Origin of the sequence: Microtetraspora fusca (genome assembly GCF_001570365.1) — a bacterium.
In the GTDB taxonomy this organism is placed as follows: Bacteria; Actinomycetota; Actinomycetes; order Streptosporangiales; family Streptosporangiaceae; genus Microtetraspora; species Microtetraspora fusca.
The window spans coordinates 127,871-144,945 of the sequence record NZ_BBYK01000049.1 but is presented as its reverse complement, the minus strand read 5'-3'; the positions used below and the strand labels follow the sequence as shown (position 1 = coordinate 144,945).

The 17,075-nt window shown below is 74.0% G+C and carries 17 protein-coding genes; 3 read left to right on the top strand and 14 right to left on the bottom strand.

Annotation, left to right across the window (positions count from 1 at the left end):
* Positions 1–68 precede the first annotated feature (68 nt).
* Positions 69–962, bottom strand: coding sequence for a YveK family protein (locus AWQ68_RS19585; protein ID WP_066942304.1), 894 nt, complete (start codon positions 960–962; stop codon positions 69–71).
* Between the two features lie 4 nt (positions 963–966).
* Positions 967–1,737, bottom strand: a complete 771-nt coding sequence (locus tag AWQ68_RS19580) for a hypothetical protein (protein ID WP_066942303.1) — start codon at positions 1,735–1,737, stop codon at positions 967–969.
* 246 nt (positions 1,738–1,983) lie between these two features.
* On the opposite strand from AWQ68_RS19580, the gene AWQ68_RS19575 reads away from it, so the two are divergent.
* Entirely contained in the window at positions 1,984–3,201 is a 1,218-nt protein-coding gene (locus AWQ68_RS19575) for an acyltransferase family protein (RefSeq protein ID WP_066942302.1), read from the top strand.
* Between the two features lie 10 nt (positions 3,202–3,211).
* Here the strand turns inward: AWQ68_RS19575 and AWQ68_RS19570 are convergent, their stop codons facing one another.
* The 8 genes from AWQ68_RS19570 to AWQ68_RS19535 are packed head-to-tail and all read right to left on the bottom strand — an operon-like array spanning position 3,212 to position 11,592.
* Entirely contained in the window at positions 3,212–4,096 is an 885-nt protein-coding gene (locus AWQ68_RS19570) for a glycosyltransferase family 2 protein (protein WP_066942301.1), read from the bottom strand.
* Positions 4,096–5,625 (bottom strand): oligosaccharide flippase family protein, encoded by a 1,530-nt coding sequence (locus AWQ68_RS19565; protein ID WP_066942300.1) that lies wholly within the window; start codon positions 5,623–5,625, stop codon positions 4,096–4,098. The genes AWQ68_RS19570 and AWQ68_RS19565 overlap by 1 nt, the downstream gene beginning before the upstream one ends.
* Positions 5,626–5,644: 19 nt before the next feature.
* Entirely contained in the window at positions 5,645–6,670 is a 1,026-nt protein-coding gene (locus AWQ68_RS19560) for a hypothetical protein (protein ID WP_084464176.1), read from the bottom strand.
* A gap of 6 nt (positions 6,671–6,676) precedes the next feature.
* The gene (locus AWQ68_RS19555) at positions 6,677–7,942 is read right to left on the bottom strand and encodes a DUF4910 domain-containing protein (RefSeq protein WP_245655994.1); all 1,266 of its coding nucleotides are present in this window, start codon (positions 7,940–7,942) and stop codon (positions 6,677–6,679) included.
* Positions 7,939–8,958 carry an NAD-dependent epimerase/dehydratase family protein gene (locus tag AWQ68_RS19550; RefSeq protein WP_066942299.1) on the bottom strand — a complete coding sequence of 340 codons (1,020 nt, stop codon included), beginning with the start codon at positions 8,956–8,958 and terminating at the stop codon, positions 7,939–7,941. Before AWQ68_RS19550 ends, AWQ68_RS19555 begins: the two co-directional genes overlap by 4 nt.
* Positions 8,958–9,605 carry a PIG-L deacetylase family protein gene (locus tag AWQ68_RS19545; protein ID WP_066942298.1) on the bottom strand — a complete coding sequence of 216 codons (648 nt, stop codon included), beginning with the start codon at positions 9,603–9,605 and terminating at the stop codon, positions 8,958–8,960. The genes AWQ68_RS19550 and AWQ68_RS19545 overlap by 1 nt, the downstream gene beginning before the upstream one ends.
* Positions 9,602–10,381, bottom strand: a complete 780-nt coding sequence (locus tag AWQ68_RS19540) for a glycosyltransferase family protein (protein ID WP_066942297.1) — start codon at positions 10,379–10,381, stop codon at positions 9,602–9,604. The genes AWQ68_RS19545 and AWQ68_RS19540 overlap by 4 nt, the downstream gene beginning before the upstream one ends.
* On the bottom strand, positions 10,378–11,592 hold the full coding sequence (locus AWQ68_RS19535; protein WP_066942296.1) for a class I SAM-dependent methyltransferase: 1,215 nt from the start codon (positions 11,590–11,592) through the stop codon (positions 10,378–10,380). Before AWQ68_RS19535 ends, AWQ68_RS19540 begins: the two co-directional genes overlap by 4 nt.
* Positions 11,593–11,764: 172 nt before the next feature.
* Between AWQ68_RS19535 and AWQ68_RS19530 the strand changes: the two genes are divergently transcribed.
* Positions 11,765–12,349: a dTDP-4-dehydrorhamnose 3,5-epimerase family protein gene (locus AWQ68_RS19530; protein ID WP_066942377.1), complete on the top strand. Its 585-nt coding sequence runs from the start codon at positions 11,765–11,767 to the stop codon at positions 12,347–12,349.
* Complete coding sequence (locus tag AWQ68_RS19525) at positions 12,346–13,203, top strand: glycosyltransferase family 2 protein (protein WP_066942295.1); 858 nt, start codon at positions 12,346–12,348, stop codon at positions 13,201–13,203. Before AWQ68_RS19530 ends, AWQ68_RS19525 begins: the two co-directional genes overlap by 4 nt.
* Before the next feature lie 12 nt (positions 13,204–13,215).
* On the opposite strand, the gene AWQ68_RS19520 is transcribed toward AWQ68_RS19525, so the two are convergent.
* From AWQ68_RS19520 to AWQ68_RS45055, 4 genes are all read right to left on the bottom strand, one after another.
* A complete protein-coding gene (locus AWQ68_RS19520; protein ID WP_066942294.1) occupies positions 13,216–14,397 on the bottom strand; it encodes a hypothetical protein in 1,182 nt (393 codons plus the stop codon).
* 24 nt (positions 14,398–14,421) lie between these two features.
* Positions 14,422–15,189, bottom strand: coding sequence for a WecB/TagA/CpsF family glycosyltransferase (locus AWQ68_RS19515; RefSeq protein ID WP_066942293.1), 768 nt, complete (start codon positions 15,187–15,189; stop codon positions 14,422–14,424).
* 61 nt (positions 15,190–15,250) lie between these two features.
* Complete coding sequence (gene rfbD / locus AWQ68_RS19510; protein ID WP_245655993.1) at positions 15,251–16,111, bottom strand: dTDP-4-dehydrorhamnose reductase; 861 nt, start codon at positions 16,109–16,111, stop codon at positions 15,251–15,253.
* A partial coding sequence (locus tag AWQ68_RS45055) for an endonuclease/exonuclease/phosphatase family protein (RefSeq protein WP_084464174.1) occupies positions 16,108–17,075 on the bottom strand: 968 nt, incomplete at its 5' end. The genes rfbD and AWQ68_RS45055, both read right to left, overlap by 4 nt.

Genomic DNA, 17,075 nt, shown 5'->3' with positions numbered 1-17,075 from the left:
TCCGGCAGATCGGAAGGCGGGCCGCGAGGCGGGCAAGGGGCCGGGCCGGGAGGGGGTGCGCGCCACGGCTAGCCGTGCCCAGGCGACGCGACGGGCCCGTGGGCCGGAGGCGCGGAGGGTGCCTGTCCCAGAGACGCGACGGGCCCGTGGGCCGGGGGCACGGCGGGTGCCTGTCCCAGAGACGCGACGGGGCCGTGGGCCGGGGGCACGGCGGGTGCCTGCCTCAGGGGCGCGGCGGGTTCGAGCCCTGCGGAGGCGGCCGGCGCGGTCGGCGCGTCGGCGCGGCTCGGCGGCTCCCCGTCCTCGTCCCGGTGCGCGCGACGGCGGAACGCCCAGTTCTCCACCGCGAAGGTGGCGGCCAGGCTGAGGAAGCAGCCCATCGCCAGCGCCACGACGAGGGCGCGCAGTCTGCTGCCCGTCTTCTCCACCGGCGCGGTCGGCGGCACCGCCTGCAGCGTGGTGAGGTAGGTGGCGGGCGGCGCCTGGAGCGCCCGCTGCTGCCGGACCAGTTCCTCCTTGGCCAGCTCGTTGATCCGGACGACGACCCGGTGGGCCTCCTCAGGAGTGGGCGCCTCCGCGGTGACGACGATGTACGGAAGACTGATCATCAGCTCCTGGTTGGTCGTGCCGTTGCTGATCGTGTAGGTGGTCCGGCCTCCGGGGGTCACGCCGACCTTCGCGGCCACCTCGGCCGTGCTGAGCGCCTGGATGAGCAGCGAGGCGGACAGGCCGAGTCCGGCGTCGAAGTTGACCAGCGGGTTCGTCAACGGGTTGGGGAATTCGGGGTCGGTCGGAAGGCTCCCACCCGACGGCGGGATCATGAGCACGAACGCCGAGGTGGAGGTGTAGGTCTTCGGGAACCGGGCGTACACGCCGGCCGCCCCGGCGAGCACCAGCAGGAAGGCGGGAAGGGCGACGTACCACCGCCGGAACAGGACGCCCACCGTGCCCCAGAAGTCCATGCGCTCAGTCCCCGTCGTCGCCCGAGGTCGTCGCGACCTTCTCCGCGGTCTCGGGAATGGCGTTCTCGGCCCTCTCGAACTCCTCGGCCGTCTCAGGGGTGGCGGCCTCGGCCGGGGTCTCCTGCCGGACGCGGCGTGCCTTCCGGCGGGCCAGGCCGTACGCGACGCAGAGCCCGCCGGCCAGGACCAGCAGTCCGGCGCCGGCCGCCGCCTGCCACCTCGCGCGGGTGACCGGCTCCGGCATGGAGGGCGGCACGATGGTGGCGACGGTCAGGAAGGTCGCGGGCGGCGCGCCGAGCTCCTTCTGCCAGTCGACCACCTCGTCGACGACCCGCTGTCGCGTGGCCGTGAGCACCTCGGACGCCGTCTTCTCCGAGGGCGCCTCCACCGCGATGTAGACGTACGGCCCGGAGATGTCCAGAACGCGCGGGTTGCTGCGCCCGTCGTCGATCACGAGGTCCACCGGGCCGTCCTTGGGCGCGCCGACCCGGGCCCTGGACTCCTCGGTGTTCAGCGACTGGATGACGATGCTCGCCGCGGTCCGCAGCGCGTCGCTGAACTGCAGCAGCGGGTTGGCCTGCCCGGTGGGCCGGTTGGGGTCCCTGGAGAGCACGCCGCCGTTGGTCGGCGTGGCGAGCACGAGCGACGTGTCCGTACGGTATCCGCCGGGGACGGCGAGGAAGGCGACCACGCCGGCCACCAGCGCCAGCGCCAGCAGGGGCGGCCCGACGAACCGGTTCCTGGCGAGTGCGGCGACGGCCTTCCAGAACTCCATCCGCCCCCCGATCGCCCCTCGCCTCCGATGGCCGCGAACCGTGTCATCGCCCGGCCGTCGCCCGGGGGTTATCGTCGCCGGCTTCCCGCCTGTTACAGCAGGTCGGAGGACCGAAATCGCGCCGGAAACGACCGTAATCCGGACCGGCGCCCGCGGTGTTGCGCCGGGCCGCGCCGGAGCGATAAACCCTCCGGCCGGGTCCGTACCGGCCGTCCACATCCGGAGAGGGCCACGGGGGCGCTGCGCATGGAGTCCGCCGAAGGACGCACCACCGTTCCCGCGACGCCTCCGGGCGCCGCGGCCGCGCCGCCCGCGCGGATCGCCGGGCTGGACGGCATCCGCGGCCTGGCCGCCCTGTTCGTGGTCCTGCACCACTGCTGGCTGCTGTCCTTCCCCGGCTTCCCGTCCGCCGCCGCCCCGGCCTGGTCCGGCTGGCTCGCCTACGGGCACCTGGCCGTGGTGGTGTTCATCGTGCTGTCCGGCTTCTCCCTGGCCGTCTCGCCGGCCCGGGCGGGGTGGCGGCTGGACGGCCTGCGCCGGTTCGCCCGGCGCCGGGCCTGGCGCATCCTGCCGCCGTACTGGGCCGCCCTGGCGTTCAGCCTCGTCGTGGCGTGGACGCTGGTCCCCCAGCCGGGGCAGGGCCCGCCGACGGCCAAGTCGGTGGTCGTCTACGGGCTGCTGGTGCAGGACCTCTTCGGCGCGCCGAGTCCCAACGGCGCCTTCTGGTCCATCGCGGTGGAGGCCCAGCTCTACCTGGCGTTCCCGCTGATGCTGCTGGTACGGCGGCGGGCCGGAGCAGCCGTCCTGCTCGGCGCGGTCACCTGCCTCGTCGCCGCGATCGGGCTGGCCGCGCCGCACGTGCCCGCCGTGGACCTGTTCATGCGGCTCACCCCGCAGTTCGCCGTGCTGTTCGCGATCGGCGCGGTCGCGGCGGGGGCGGCGAAACCGGCGGAACGGGTGGAACCGGCGGGGGCGGTCGGCGGTGTGCCCGCGCCGTGGACGCGGGCGCTGCCCTGGGCGGCTCCGGCGGCGGCCGTGCCCGTGCTGCTGCTGATCGCCCTGGCCGGAGCCGCGTGGACGGTCGAGCACTATTTCTGGGTCGATCTGGCGGTCGGGCCCGCCGTCGGCCTCCTGCTGGCCGCCGTCGCGCGCGGACGCCCGGCGCCGCTGGTCCGCCTGCTCGACACGCGGCCGCTGCGACGGCTCGGCTCGTTCTCCTACAGCCTCTACCTGATCCACGCGCCGATCGTGGTGGCCCTGGCCGAGCTGCTGCTCGCCCCGCGCCTGCCGTCCGGCGTGCCGCTGTTCCTCGCCATGTCGGCCGTGGCCGCGCCGCTCTCCGTGCTCGCGGCCTGGCTGTTCGCGTCCGTCTTCGAGCTGCCGTTCCAGCGGCACCGGAGCGTGCGGGGGATGCGGGCCGCCGTGGCGGCCGCGACGCGCCGCCGTACCCGCTCGGGGCGGTGACCGGCGCGCGTCAGCGGATCAGGCCGGCCGCGAGCCTGACGAGCTTCCTGCTCCGGTGCGCGAGCACCTGCCGCTGACGGCGGCCGTAGATCCGCAGCAGCAGGGCGCGGGCCCGCCGGAGCTGCTCGGGGGTGAGGTCCACGTCCCGCAGGCACCGGTTCATCGCGCGGAACTGCAGCGTCGTCGCGAAGTGCGCGGTCCAGGCGGGGACGCCGAGCGCGCGGGCGATGTGCGACAGGCGGCGGCCGCGCAGGTTGCGGTGCGCCAGTACCTCGGGCACGTGCCCCCAGGGCGCGGCCAGGCACAGCATCGTGGCGTACACCTCGTCCTCGCGGATCATCACGGGCCTGCGGATGCGGGCGACCGCGGCGCGGCGCATCATGCCGTACAGCGGGTCGAGCCCGTGGTGCTGGGTGGTCACCGTCTCCCACAGCTCGGTCAGCCGGTCGACCGGGTCGTCCGAGAGCATGCCGGTGCCCCGGTAGCTCGGCCGGAGGACCGAGCCGTCCACGTCGGTGTACGACATCCCGGTGGTGACCAGGATCAGCCGGTCGTCCGCCGCGAACGGCCCGAGCGCGCCGGAGACGTACCGCGGCTCCAGCCGGTCGTCGTCCCCTATCCAGCGGAAGAACTCGCCCCTGGCCAGCCGCAGGGCCGTGGTGAAGTTGCCGATCACACCGACGTCGCGCGGCTGCCGGTGGTAGACGATCCGGTCGTCCTCCCGGGCGAGCGCCCGGCACAGCTCCTCGGTGCCGTCGGTGGACGCGTTGTCGGAGATGACGAGCTCCAGCCGCTCGTGGTCCTGGGCCAGCACGGACCGTACGGCGGCCTCCAGTTGGCCGGCCCCGTTGCGTACGGGAAGACCGACGGACACCAGGGTGTCGGGGCCGGGCATCATGAGCCTCCTCGGCGATCGGCGACGCGCAGGACCGTCCTGCTCACGGTCTTGAGCCGCTCCATCGGGACGACGGCCAGGGCGTAGACGAGCACGCCCGCGCCGCCCCCGAGCACGAGCTGCGGGAGGGGGCTCTCCCCGGCGAGGGCCGCGACGGCCAGGGTGACGCCGAGGGCGAGCGCCGCGCCGCCCAGCGGCCGGGCGAGAGCCGCGAGCATCGGAGCGAGCCGTACGCCCGCCCGCCGCACGGCGAGCGCCGCGAGCGGCAGCGCGACGACGAGCGCGGCCGCCGCCTGGCCGACCGCCGCGCCGCGGATGCCGTCGAGCCGGGTACCGACGATCACCGCGGGCACCAGCGCGGCGGCGTGCCCGAGGTTCATCCAGACGGTCGAGCGGGTGGCGCCCTGCCCGTTGAGGATGTCCAGGGCGAAGGAGGTGAGCATCCGCGCCACCATCAGCACCGCGAGAAAGCGCAGCACCTCCGCGGACGGTATCCAGGCGTCGCCGTACAGGAACCGGATCAGCGGACGGGCGAGCACCCCCATCAGCACGGCGAGCGGCAGCACGGCGGCGACCAGGATCGGCACCGAACGCTGCACGCCCACGGACAGCGCGTCCGGGTCGCGCTCGGCCAGCCGCGAGAACCCGGAGATCGACACCGACCGGACGGCGGTGCCGACCAGGCCGGGCACCCAGCTCGACACGTTGAAGGCCATCAGGTACAGGCCGGTCCACGTCGGCCCCATGTTCGCGCCGACGATGACGTAGCCGACGTTGAGCAGCGCGGCCTCCAGGGCCATGCCCGCGGCCGAGGGGACGCCGAACCGCAGCAGCCGCGCCGCCGTCCGCCGGTCGAACGCCATCCGCCAGGGCAGGCGGGCGTACCCGAGCATGGAGACGCCGGTGACCACGGCTCCGGCGACCTGGCCCCAGGCGAAGCTGGAGGGTCCGGCGCCGTGTGCGGCCAGCGCGATCGCCACCGGGGCGTTGACCGCGAAGCCGGCCAGGACCGCCCTGGACGTCTTGGCGACCTGGAACCCGCGCAGCAGCGCCGCGGTGCGGACCGCGGTCACCGCCTCGATCAGGATGACCGCGGTGAGCAGCCGGACAACCGGGACCGCCTCCTCGCTGCCGGCCAGCCGGGAGAAGTACGGCGCGCCCACCCAGAAGACGCCGTACAGGGTGACGGCGGAGATCATGGCGAGGGTCGTGGCGGTGGGCGCGACCTCCTCCAGCCTGCCCCGCCACTGCACGACCGCCGCCATGACGCCGATGTCCTTGACCACCATGACGAGCTGCGTGGCGGCCAGCGCCACCGCGTAGACGCCGAAGTCGGCCGGGGACAGCAGGCGGGCGAGCGCCAGGCCCATCACGAAGGATCCGGCCCGCGTCGCCAGCGTCCCCAGCAGGCTCCAGCCCAGGCCGCGGCCGGCCTTGCGGCCGATCTCCGCGACGTGCCCGGCGCTCCCGTCCGGCGACTCGCCGGACGGCTCGGCCGTCACCGGCTCCGCGCCCCCGTGCTCCCGCATGTGCCGCCCTCCCGGAGCCTCATTCCAGCCCGCCGTCCCGGCCGCGTTCCAGCCCGCCGTCCCGGCCGCGTTCCGGCTCGCCGACCCGCTCCAGCCAGATCTCCCGCCAGAACGGGAGGAACTCACGCGGGCAGTTCGCCTTGTAGACGCCCGCGCACACGACCCGCTCCAGCACGATGCACGGGTTCCGCATTTCGAGCATCCGGCCGGTCTTCTCGTCGATGCACCGTTCGACCCGCGCCTGGACGCGGGCCACCTTCCCGCAGTAGCGCGCCATCTCCTCCTCGAACCCCAGGCCGCGGTTGAACCGTTCGCCGTTCAGGGTGGCGACGATCTCCTCCTTGCTCCTGACCCGGACCAGCTCTCCCGGCTTGAGGTCGGAGGCGGCGGTCGGCGTCGCGCCGCTGTTCGGGCCGGGACCGACGAAACCCCAGCTCAGCCCGCCTCTGAACCGCAACCGCCGGGGCAGCCGGCGGGACGCCGCCTGTACGCGGTTGAACAGCCCGAAGAAGAGCGTGCGCGCGGTGGAGAGGACGCCCGCGTTGCCGGTCCGCACGTCCGTGACGTACTGCTCCAGGTTCTTGAACGGCAGCCGCTCGGGGGCGGCGCGCAGCAGCTCGGTCGCCTGGCAGCGGAACCGCTCCTCGCCTCCGGGTCCCGGCTCCCGCCTGGTGTTGACCTCCAGCAGGGGCAGCGAGCGCCGCGGCCGGTCGGGGACCGGCGGCTCCGGCTCGCCCGGCTCGGCCCGCCGCAGCCACGCCTCCTTCCAGTACAGCGAGCACGCCGTCTGGCAGCCGCCGTGCGCCGCGCCGTCGCACCGTGCCTCGGCGAGGTGGACCGTGTCCTCCATCCGCCGCATGCCTGTGCCGCTGATCGTGTCGCAGAGCTTGTGCGCCACCTTGTGCACGACGAGCCTGCGCCCGCAGAACCGCCGCATCTCCGGCATGAAGGGCAGGCTGTCCAGCTCGCCCTTCTCGTCCAGAGTCGCGAGGATCTCCTCCTCGCTGCGAACCTCCACAACGTCGCCCACCTTGAGCCGCGTCATCGCCGCTTACTCCTTCACCAGTCCCGCGCCGCGCAGGGCGTCCGCCGCGTCCGCCACCGCGGCGAACGGAAGTCCGGACCGCTCGGCGATGTCGAGGAGGTCGTGGTCGCCGTCGGAGAGGTTCAGTACCCACAACATCGCCATCTGCCGGCTCTCCGCGTCGCTCCGCCCGCCGAGGGAGCCGTACAGGCCGCGCCGTCCGAGCTGGGGCTCGCCGTACGGGCTCAGGTTCCGGTAACGGCGGTTCCGCTCCAGCACCTCGACCGCCCGTTCGAGCGCGTCCAGGGTGTCCTCCATGGCCTCGGCCGACACGAAGTCCGGATCGTCGGCCGAGGTGTGGTACTCCGGATATCCGGCGTACGGCGTCCGGGTCAGCGAGCCCACCGGCAGGTCGAAGCCGGGCGAGCAGTACTGCCGCTCGTCGTAGCCGTAGGGCGTGAAGTCCCGGATCGTGTGCTCGCGCCCGCGCAGGACGTGCGCGAACACGCGGTCGATCTCGGCGTCCCCGCGCCTGCTCCGCTTGTAGGTGAGCGCGCCCCGGTCCCCGGCGCAGGCCAGGACGACGCCGTGCCTGATCCGGGAGACACGGTCCCGGTTGCGTGCCAGCCAGGTGATCGCGCCGATCGTGCCCGGCGCGAAGACGAAGCGGTAGGTGTACCGCAGTTCCTTACCGGCCAGCCGGCGGGCCAGCCGGGCCGCCACCGCGATCCCGGCCAGGTTGTCGTTCGCCAGGGACGGGTGGCAGACGTGGCACGAGATCAGCACCTCGTCCGCGCCGCTCCCCGGGATCACGTGCTCGCCGTACGTCAGGTGCCCGTCCGCGAGCGTGGAGTCCACCCGCACCTCGTACGGCCCCGGCCCGAGCGCGGCCAGCGTGTTCTCGCTCAGGCAGAAGCCCCACGTCTCGGCGTAGTAACCGGTCCGGTACGGCACCAGGTCGGGCTGCGCGGGCAGGGTGTGGAGGTGCGGGCGCAGCTCGTCCAGCGTCATGGTGGCCGACACCGGCACGCTGTAGCCGACGACGTGCAGGTTGAGCCGGGCGAAGTCCACCACCCGGTTCCCCGCCGGGTCCTTGATGTAGGCGTCGCGGATGTTCCACTCCTTGGGGACCGTCCAGTCGAGCACCTCGGTCCCGGTCGGCACCTCGCTGATCTCCAGCGGGATCGACTCAGACACGATCTCCAGCGTGCGCCGGACGCCGTCGCCGGTGATGCTGCGGCACAGCGGATAGAGACGGCGCACCAGCGCGTGCATCCGGGCGCCGTCGGTCACGGGCGCAGCGACGCGTCGACGGTGCCCGCCGCCCGGCGTTCGGAGAGCCTGGCGAGCCGGGTGAAACGGCGGTCGAACGCCTCCCGGGTCAGGCCGAACCCCCGGTAGGCGTCGATCAGCTCCACCGCCCCGTCCTTGACCGTCCGGCGCGCCTCGTAGCCGGGCAGGGCGGCCCGCACCCGGGAGAAGTCCACCCGGTAGGACCGCGGATCGGCGCCGGTCTCGCCGGTGATGACCAGCTCGGCGCCGGGCACCGCCTCGACGACCTCGGCGGCGATCTCCGCGACCGTCAGGTTGTTCCGCTCGGTGCCGACGTTGAACGCCCTGGTGTGCACCGCGTCCCTGGGCGCGGTGAGCGCGGCGCGGAAGGCCTCGGCGATGTCCAGGGCGTGGACCAGCGGCCGCCACGGCGTGCCGTCGGACAGCACCCGCACCTCTCCGCTCAGGTACGCGTGGCCGACCAGGTTGTTCAGCACGATGTCGGCGCGCGGGCGGGGCGAGAAGCCGAACGCGGTGGCGTTCCTGAGGAACACCGGGCTGAAGTCGCCGTCCGCCAACGCGACGAGGTCGTCTTCCACCCGGACCTTCGACTCCGCGTACGGCGTCACGGGCCGGAGCGGGGCGTCCTCGTCCAGCAGGTCGTCACCGCCGGAGGCCCCGTAGACAGAGCACGTGGAGGCGTACAGGAACCGGTGCACGCCCGCGTCCCTGGCCAGCCGGGCCAGCCGTACCGACGCGTGGTGGTTGATCTCGTAGGTCAGCTCCGGCGCGAGCGAGCCCAGCGGGTCGTTGGACAGCGCGGCCAGGTGGACCACCGCGTCGAACCCGGCGAGATGGCGCGGCTCGACGTCGCGCAGGTCCACCGTGTACGCCTCCGGATCGGCCGGCGGCGGCCCGAGCACGCAGTCGGCGAACAGCCCGGAGTCCAGGCCGGTGACCTCGTGCCCGGCGGCGGCGAGGACCGGCGCCATCGCCGTGCCGAGATAGCCCTGGTGCCCGGTCAGCAGTACGCGCATCAGTTCTCCAGGTCGAGTGTCAGCTTGGTCACGTGGAAGGCTTCGGCGTAGCGGGCGTGGCACTCGATCCCGCGGAGCCGGGCGAGACCGAGGAACGCCTCGCGGTCGTACCACGGGCGGTGCCGCTGGGAGGGGTAGTGCCGCAGCAGCAGCGCGACCTTCTCTTCGGCCATCTCGTCGGCGAGCGGCTGGTAGATCGAGGGCCGGCCGAGGTCGGCGTCCCATTTGGCGATCTCGTAGCCGAGCGCGAGGTGGTTCCGGAACGCGGTGGGCACCAGCTCGGCCAGACCCCGGTGGTCCTGGTGGGCGTCGGCCCGGTTCGGGGCGAGCAGCAGGTCGGGATCGCCGCAGGCCCGCAGCTCCTCCACGGCCGCCTTGGCCTCCTCCCAGTGGGCGGGCAGCCGGCCGTCCGGGAGCTTCCCGACGGTGAGCCGCAGGTCCGCCCCCGGGCAGAAGGCGGCCAGCGCGGCCCGCTCCTCCTCCTCGCGTTCGGTGCCCCCGCCGGACAGCACGAGCGCGTCCACCCGCAGGCCGGGACGCGCGGCGCAGATCGTGAGAAGGGTCCCTCCCGCGCCGATCGCGATGTCGTCGCAGTGCGCGGCGAGCGCGGCGATCCGGGTGAGCGGCCCGGGCCGCAGCGCGATCACGCGTGCTCCCACAGGGCCCAGGGGCGGTCGCCGCGCGCCCAGGCCCGGTCCAGTTCGAGCCGCTGGTTGACGGTGTCGCTCGGCCGCCAGTACCCCCGGTGCGGGTAGGCGAGCAGCCGGCCGCGTTTGGCCAGCTCGGCGCAGCCGTCCGCGACGAGGTCGCCGTTCTCCGGGATGTGATCGAAGATCTCCTGCCGGAGAACGAAGAAGCCGCCGTTGACCCACAGCGGCATCTCGCTGACCAGGGTGATCCCGCCGACCCTGCCGTCGCCGCCGACGTCGACGCAGTGGAACGTGTTGGACGGCGGCACGACCACCATCGAGGCGCCCGCGTCCGCCGCCTCGAACCGCTGGACGATCTCCGGCAGCGGCGCGTCGGTGAGCACGTCGGCGTAGTTCGCCAGGAAGATGTCGTCGCCGTCGAGGTAGGGCCGGATCCGGCGCAGCCGCTCCCCGATCGGCGAGTCGAGCCCGGTGTCCACCAGCGAGATCGTCCAGTCGGAGATGTCGGTGGAGAGCAGGCCCACCCGGCCGCCGCGCAGCACGAAGTCGTTGGAATCCGTCTCCCGGTAGCTCAGGAAGAAGTCCTTGATGTGCTGCGCGCCGTATCCGAGGCAGAGGATGAACTCCTTGTGCCCGAAGTGCGCGTAGTACCGCATGACGTGCCAGAGCAGGGGGCGGGGGCCGACGACCTGCATCGGCTTGGGCAGGTCGCCGCCGGGCAGGGCGCTGCGCATCCGCGTCCCCCTCCCCCCGCAGAAGAGGACGACCTTCACACGACCTCCAGGGCCGGGATGGGGAACACCAGCCGGCCGCCCCACTCGCGTACGTACGCGAGCTGGCCGGTGATCTCCTCGCGCAGGTTCCACGGGAGGACGAGGACGTAGTCGGGCCGGTCGAGCGCGATCCGCTCGGGCGGCAGGATCGGGATCCGCACGCCCGGGGTGTACCTGCCGTGCTTGTACGGGTTCCGGTCCACGGTGTACCGGAGCAGGTCCGGGCGGATCCCGCAGTGGTTGAGCAGGGTGTTCCCCTTGCCGGGCGCGCCGTAGCCGACGACGGTCCTCCCCTCGGCCGCGGCGTCGACGAGGAACCGGAGCAGGTCGCGCCGGAGCGTCGCGACCCGGTCGGCGAACTCCACGTATCCCGACATATCGTGCAGACCGGCGGCTTTCTCCCGGTCGAGCACCTCGACGACCCGGTCGCTCGGCTCCCCGGCCGCGTCCTCCGGCCTGGCCCACAGCCGGATCGAACCGCCGTGGGTCGGCAGCAGCTCGACATCCACCAGGGCGAGCCCGCCGGTGGCCAGAGCCCGCCGCGCCGAGGCGACCGTGTAGTACTGGAAGTGCTCGTGGTAGATCGTGTCGTACTGGTTCAGCTCGACCAGGGTGAGCAGGTGCTGGACCTCGATCGACACCCAACCGTCGTCGGCGACCAGTGCGCGCAGCCCCTCGGTGAACCCGACGACGTCCGGGACGTGCGCGTAGACGTTGTTGGCCACCACCAGGTCGGCCGGCCCGTGCTCGGCCCGTACGGCGGCGCCGGTCTCCGGACCGAGGAACGCGGTGCGGGTGGGCACGCCCGCCTCCTTGGCGGCCCGGCCCACGTTGGCCGACGGCTCGATGCCGAGGCAGCGGATCCCGCGCTCGACGACGTGCCGCAGCAGGTAGCCGTCGTTGCTGGCGACCTCCACCACGAACGAGGGCCGCAGCCGCTCCACCGCGTCGTCCACGTACGCGCGGGCGTGCCGCACCCACGAGGTCGAGTACGACGAGAAGTAGGCGTACTCGGTGAAGGTCTCCTCGGGAGTGATCAGCGGCGGGATCTGGGCCAGGCGGCAGTCGGCGCAGATCCGGAGGTGCAACGGATAGGTGATCTCCGGCTCGCCGAGCATCTCCTCGGTGAGGAAACGCTCGCAGGGCGGCGTGGCTCCAAGATCGAGGACCCCCGCCAGGTTGGACGAGCCGCACAACCGGCACGTTGTCATCAAAAGGCTCCCGGACCCTTCACTGGCATCTCTCGCGGCAGTTTCACGTACGCGAACGACGTGGGACCGGCGGATGGCGCTCCGGAATTTCCCCACAAAGCATCAAAGCAACCAGTCTGATATTCGGGAGAATCCCTACAAGCGTTACAACTCCTATGCCATGCTTTCAGTCATGGACCGGCTCGGCATCGACGGCGCATGGCTCCATACGCCGCAGATCCATCATGACCATCGCGGCGATTTCCTGGAATGGTTCCAGGGCGACCCGTTACGGAAGGCGACCGGGCGCACGATGCCCCTCGCGCAGGCGAACTGCTCGGTATCGAGAAAAGGCGCGCTGCGGGGTATCCATTTCGCGGATTTCCCGCCCGGGCAGGCGAAATACGTCACCTGCGTCTCCGGGAGCGTGTACGACGTCGTCGTCGATATCCGGGTGGGGTCGCCCACCTTCGGACGGTGGGAGGGGGTCGTGCTCGACGACGTCTCCCGGCGGGCGGTCTACCTCGCCGAGGGGCTCGGCCACGCGTTCCTCGCCCTCACCGAGGGCGCGGTCGTCGTCTACCTCTGCTCCCAGCCGTACACGCCGGGGCGGGAGCACGGCGTGCACCCGCTCGACCCCGAGGTCGGCATAGCCTGGCCGGGCGGGGTCGAGCCCGTCCTCTCGGAGAAGGACGCGGCGGCGCCGACCCTGGCGGAGGCGCTGCGGGCCGGGCTGCTCCCCCGGTACGCCCCCGAGCACTCCCCCGAACTCGCGTGATCAGCGTCGTGATCCCCGCGCACAACGAGGCGCGGGTCATCGGCCGCCTGCTCGACGCGCTGCTCCGCGACGCCCGGCACGGGGAGTTCGACGTGGTCGTGGTGGCGAACGGATGCACCGACGACACGGCGGACGTCGCGGAGCGGCACGCGGGCGGGGATCCGCATGTCCGCGTGCTCACCACACCGGTCGCCTCGAAACGGGAGGCGCTCCGGCTGGGCGACGCGGCGGCGCGCGGCTTCCCCCGGCTCTACGTGGACGCCGACGTGACCCTGGACACCGCGGCCGCCCGCGCCCTCGCCACCCGTCTCACCGGCCCCGGCGCGCCGCTCGCCGCCGCCCCCGAGCGGCGGCTGGCACTGGCCGGCCGTCCGTGGACCGTACGCGCCTACTACGAGGTCTGGAGCCGCTTGCCCCAGGTCAGGAACGGCCTGTTCGCGCGTGGGGCCATCGGGGTGAACCGGGAGGGCAACGACCGGATCCGCGCGCTGCCCCTCGTCATGGCCGACGACCTCGCCGCCTCGCTCGCCTTCCGCGACGCCGAGCGGGCGATCCTCTCGGGCGTGTGGGCCGTCATCCATCCGCCCCGAACGTTCGCCGACCTGCTCCGCCGCCGGATCCGCGCGGCGACCGGCGTCGGCGAGCTGGAACGGGTGGCGGGCGCGGGCGCGCCCTCGGCCCGGACGGCCCCGCGCGACCTGGTCGCCGTCGCGGCCCGCGAGCCCCGGCTGCTCCCCGCCGTCGCGCTGTTCGTCGCGGTCGCCGTGCTGGCCAGGTTCGGGGCCCGCGCCCCCCTGCGCGCCGGCGACTTCGACACCTGGCTGCGGGACGAGAGCAGCCGGACCGGCCCGTGACGTGCGGGGCGGTCAGGACCGCCCGCGCGCGTGCGGCTCGAACAGCCAGGCGTACAGGAGCCACCCCAGCTCGTACGGCCGGCACTCCCGGTCGACGACGACCGGCGGGTACAGCCGGTCCAGGACCGCGAGCCGGCCGCCCGGCACGGCCCTGGTGCTCGTCGCCCGGAGCCCGCGTACCAGCTTCTTCGGGTCGTTCCTGGCGGCCTTGCGCCAGGTGAGGGCGAGATGGGGGTCGATCAGGGACTCGGGCGTCTCGGGCCGCCCGGCCATCCAGGCCAGGCCGAGGGCGATCTCGTCGAGGTGCGCGGCGCCTCCGGCGTCGGCGAGGTCCAGCAGGGCCATCGGCGCCATCGCGAGCTGGTGGACGCTGTACACCGGATAGCCCTCGACCACGCCGCCGGTCCTCGCGTCGTAGTGCCACCACCACTGCCCCTGCGCGCCCTGGGCGGCACAGATCCCCGCCGCGACCCGGTCGGCGGCGGCCAGCGCCTCGCCGTCCCCGGTCGCCGCGTGCAGCCGGGCCAGCGCCTGCAGCGGATAGACCTGGTCGGCGAAGCAGCCGACGTGCGCGCGGTACCACGGGACGAGGGGACCGGACCGCTTGCCGAGGACGTGCCGGTACAGCCGGTCGGCGGACAGCCCGGCCAGCAGCCGGGCCCGCGCGCGCTCCAGCCGCCCGTCCGCGCCGGGGCCGGATCCCCCTACGGCACGCGCGGCGACCAGCGCGGCGAGCGCCCAGGCGGCCTCGACCGTGTAGATCTGGGGCTCCCCGGCGCAGCCGTCGTCCAGCTCGGCCAGACGGTGCAGCGCCGCCTCCAGGCCGGGGTGGCCGGTCTCCGCCGCCGCCCAGCAGATCAGCGCGGCGTCGCCCAGGCCGGTCACCCCGGGCAGCCGTGCGACCAGGCGGCCGGTCAGGTCGAGCGCGGTGTCCCCGGCCAGCGCGGCGCGCTGCCGCTCCTCCGGAAGTGTCGCCACGCCGAGCGCGACGATCGCCGAGTAGCGGACGCTGCGGCCCTCGGGCGCGGCGCTCCATGAGCCGTCCGTCGCCCGCCGTCCTCGGCGGGTGAAGGCGAACTCGCCGTCGGCGTACGCGGGCGGCAGCCCGCGCACCGCCAGTTCCAGCATGTCTTCCAGCAGGTCCTCCACCGGGCCCGGCGAGCCCAGCAGGGCGATTCTGCGGTGCGGCGTCACGTCGACTCCTCCAGAAACTTCGGGTCAGGCCCGGCGGCGCCGCAGCAGTTCGGCGACGACCAGGTAGACGAACCTCGCGTTGGTCCTGACGTACCGGGGACCGAGCCGCAGCGGCTCCTGCAGCATCCGGTACAGCCACTCGATCCCGAGCCGCTGCCACAGGCGCGGGGCGCGGCGGGTCCGCCCCGCCAGCACGTCGAAGGAGCCGCCGACGCCGTGGACGAGCTTCGCCCCGGTCGCCGCGCCCCAGTCCCGGATGAAGATCTCCTTCTTGGGTGAGCTGATCCCCAGGAACAGCATGTCGGCCCCGGACCGCGCGATCTCCGCGGCGACCTCGGCGGACTCCTCCACCGGGAAGTAGCCGTCGCGGACCCCGGCGATCCGCAGGCCGGGGAACCTGCGCCGGATCACCGCCACCACCAGGCCGAGCACCGGCGGCGTCGCGCCGAGCAGGTAGACGCCGTACCCGCGCCGCTCCCCCTCGGCCAGCAGTTCGGCGAACAGGTCGATGCCCGCCACCCGCTCCGGGAGCCGGTGGCCCAGGGCGTACGCGGCCCACACCACCGCCTGGCCGTCGGCGAGGACCAGGTCGCAGTCGAGCACCGACCGGCGCAGCTCGGGGTCCGACCGCATGTTGACGACTTTCGCCGCGTTCACCACGCCGATGGTCAGCCGCCCGCCGGCCTCGACGGCCTCGACGCAGCGGGCGACCGTCTCGCGCATGCTCAGCGCGTCCAGCGTCGTCCCCAGGACCGTGCTCCTCCGGGCCCGCTCGGGCAGCGGCGCCGTCATGCGACCACGACCGTTCCATCCGGCCCCTGATCGCCGACATCCGCGGCATATCGGGCTCTCATCAGAAGACGTGACACGACACCACACCCCTCAGGTAGGGCCAGGCCGTGTGCAGCGCCTCGCGCCAGTCCCGGATCGGGGCCAGCCCGCACCCGGCCCACGCCGCGTGCCCCAGCACGCTGTTCGCCGGGCGCGCGGCCGGCCGGGGGAGCTCCGCCGACGGGATCGGCCGCACCCGCTCCGGGTCCGCGCCGAGCAGCGCGAAGACCTCCCTCCCGAACCCGTGCCAGCTCGTCCGGCCGCCGCTCGTGCCGTGATAGACCCCCGGAGGCGCGCCCGCCCGCACCATCCGGACGATCTGCGCCGCCAGATCCCCCGACCAGGTCGGCTGGCCGAACTGGTCGGCCACCACGGAGACGGTGTCCCGCTCGCCTGCCAGCCGGACCATGGTCTGGACGAAGTTCGGGCCGTTCGCCCCGTAGAGCCAGGCCGTGCGGACCACCCGGCCACCGCCCTTCAGCGCGGCCCGCTCCCCTGCGAGCTTGCTCCTGCCGTACGCGTTGATCGGGCGGGTCGGGGCGTCCTCCGGGTACGGTCCGGGCGCGGCGCCGTCGAAGACGTAGTCGGTGGAGATCTGCACCAGCCGCCGCCCGCAGACCGCGGCGAGGACCTCCACGGCGTGCCCGTTGACCGCCGTGGCCTCGGCCTCCCTGACCTCCGCGTCGTCCACCGCCGTCCACGCGGCGCAGTTGACCACCACGTCGGGCCGGACGGCCCGTACGACCGAGGCGACGGCGGCGGGGTCGAGCAGGTCGAGGTCGCGCCTGCCGAGCGCGACGACCCGTTCCCCGGCCAGGGAGAGCACGCCGACCAGGTCGGAGCCGAGCATCCCGGTCGCGCCGGTCACCAGCCAGCGGGTCACGCGCCCTCCCGGGGGATCGTCAGGTCGGCGACCACGGCCCGGTGGTCGCTGCGCGGCAGGTCCACGGTGGCGAACCCGCGGACCCCGATCCGGGAGTCGGCGAGCACGTGGTCGATCGCCGCCTTCGGGAACCATCGGGGGTGGTCGCGGTAGGGCCACGTCATGGCCAGCCCGTGTCCGGCCGCGTCGGCCGCGTCGCGGTAGCCGGTGGCGACCAGGTCGCGCAGCACGCGGTGGTCGAGCGTCGCGTTGAAGTCCCCGGCCAGCACGCGCAGCCGTCCGTTCGCCGCGGGCAGCCCGCGCACGCTCCCCGCCCAGCACCGGGCCCGCCAGCCGCCGGTCGGCGCGCAGGTGTGCACCCCGACCACGTCGAGCCGCTGCCCGCCGGGCAGCGTCACCACGGCGGGCACGGAGAGCGGGCCGGGGCCGGGCAGCGGCGGCCCCTCCTCCTCGATCGGCAGGCGCGAGTAGATCGCGGTCCCCTTCGACCGCGCCCCGGCCAGCCCCGCCCGGTACGGCAGCAGCCCGGCGATCCCGGCCCGGTCCAGCTCGGCCACGGTCCCGGACTGGAGCTCGGACAGCACGAGCACGTCCGGCCGCCGCCGGCGCACCTCGGCCATCAGCGCGTCGGACGGCGTCGAGCTGTAGTACAGGTTGGCCGCCATCACCCGCAGCTCCGTGCCGGTGACCGGCGGCCCGCCGTCCGGCAGCGCCCTGGGCAGTACGGCGGAGGCCAGCGCGGCGGCGACCGCGAGCGCCGCGACGGCCGCCGCACGGCGGCGCAGCGCCAGCGCGACGAGCGGCGGCACGACCGACCCCGCGGCGGCGTACGGCGTGAAGGACACGAGCTGGGACCACCGGAACGCGGGCTCCCAGCCGGTGAGCCGCAGCGCGGCCCAGCTCGCGAACGGCGCGAGCGCGAGCCACAGCGCCACGGACACGACGGCGGAGGACCGGCGGGTCC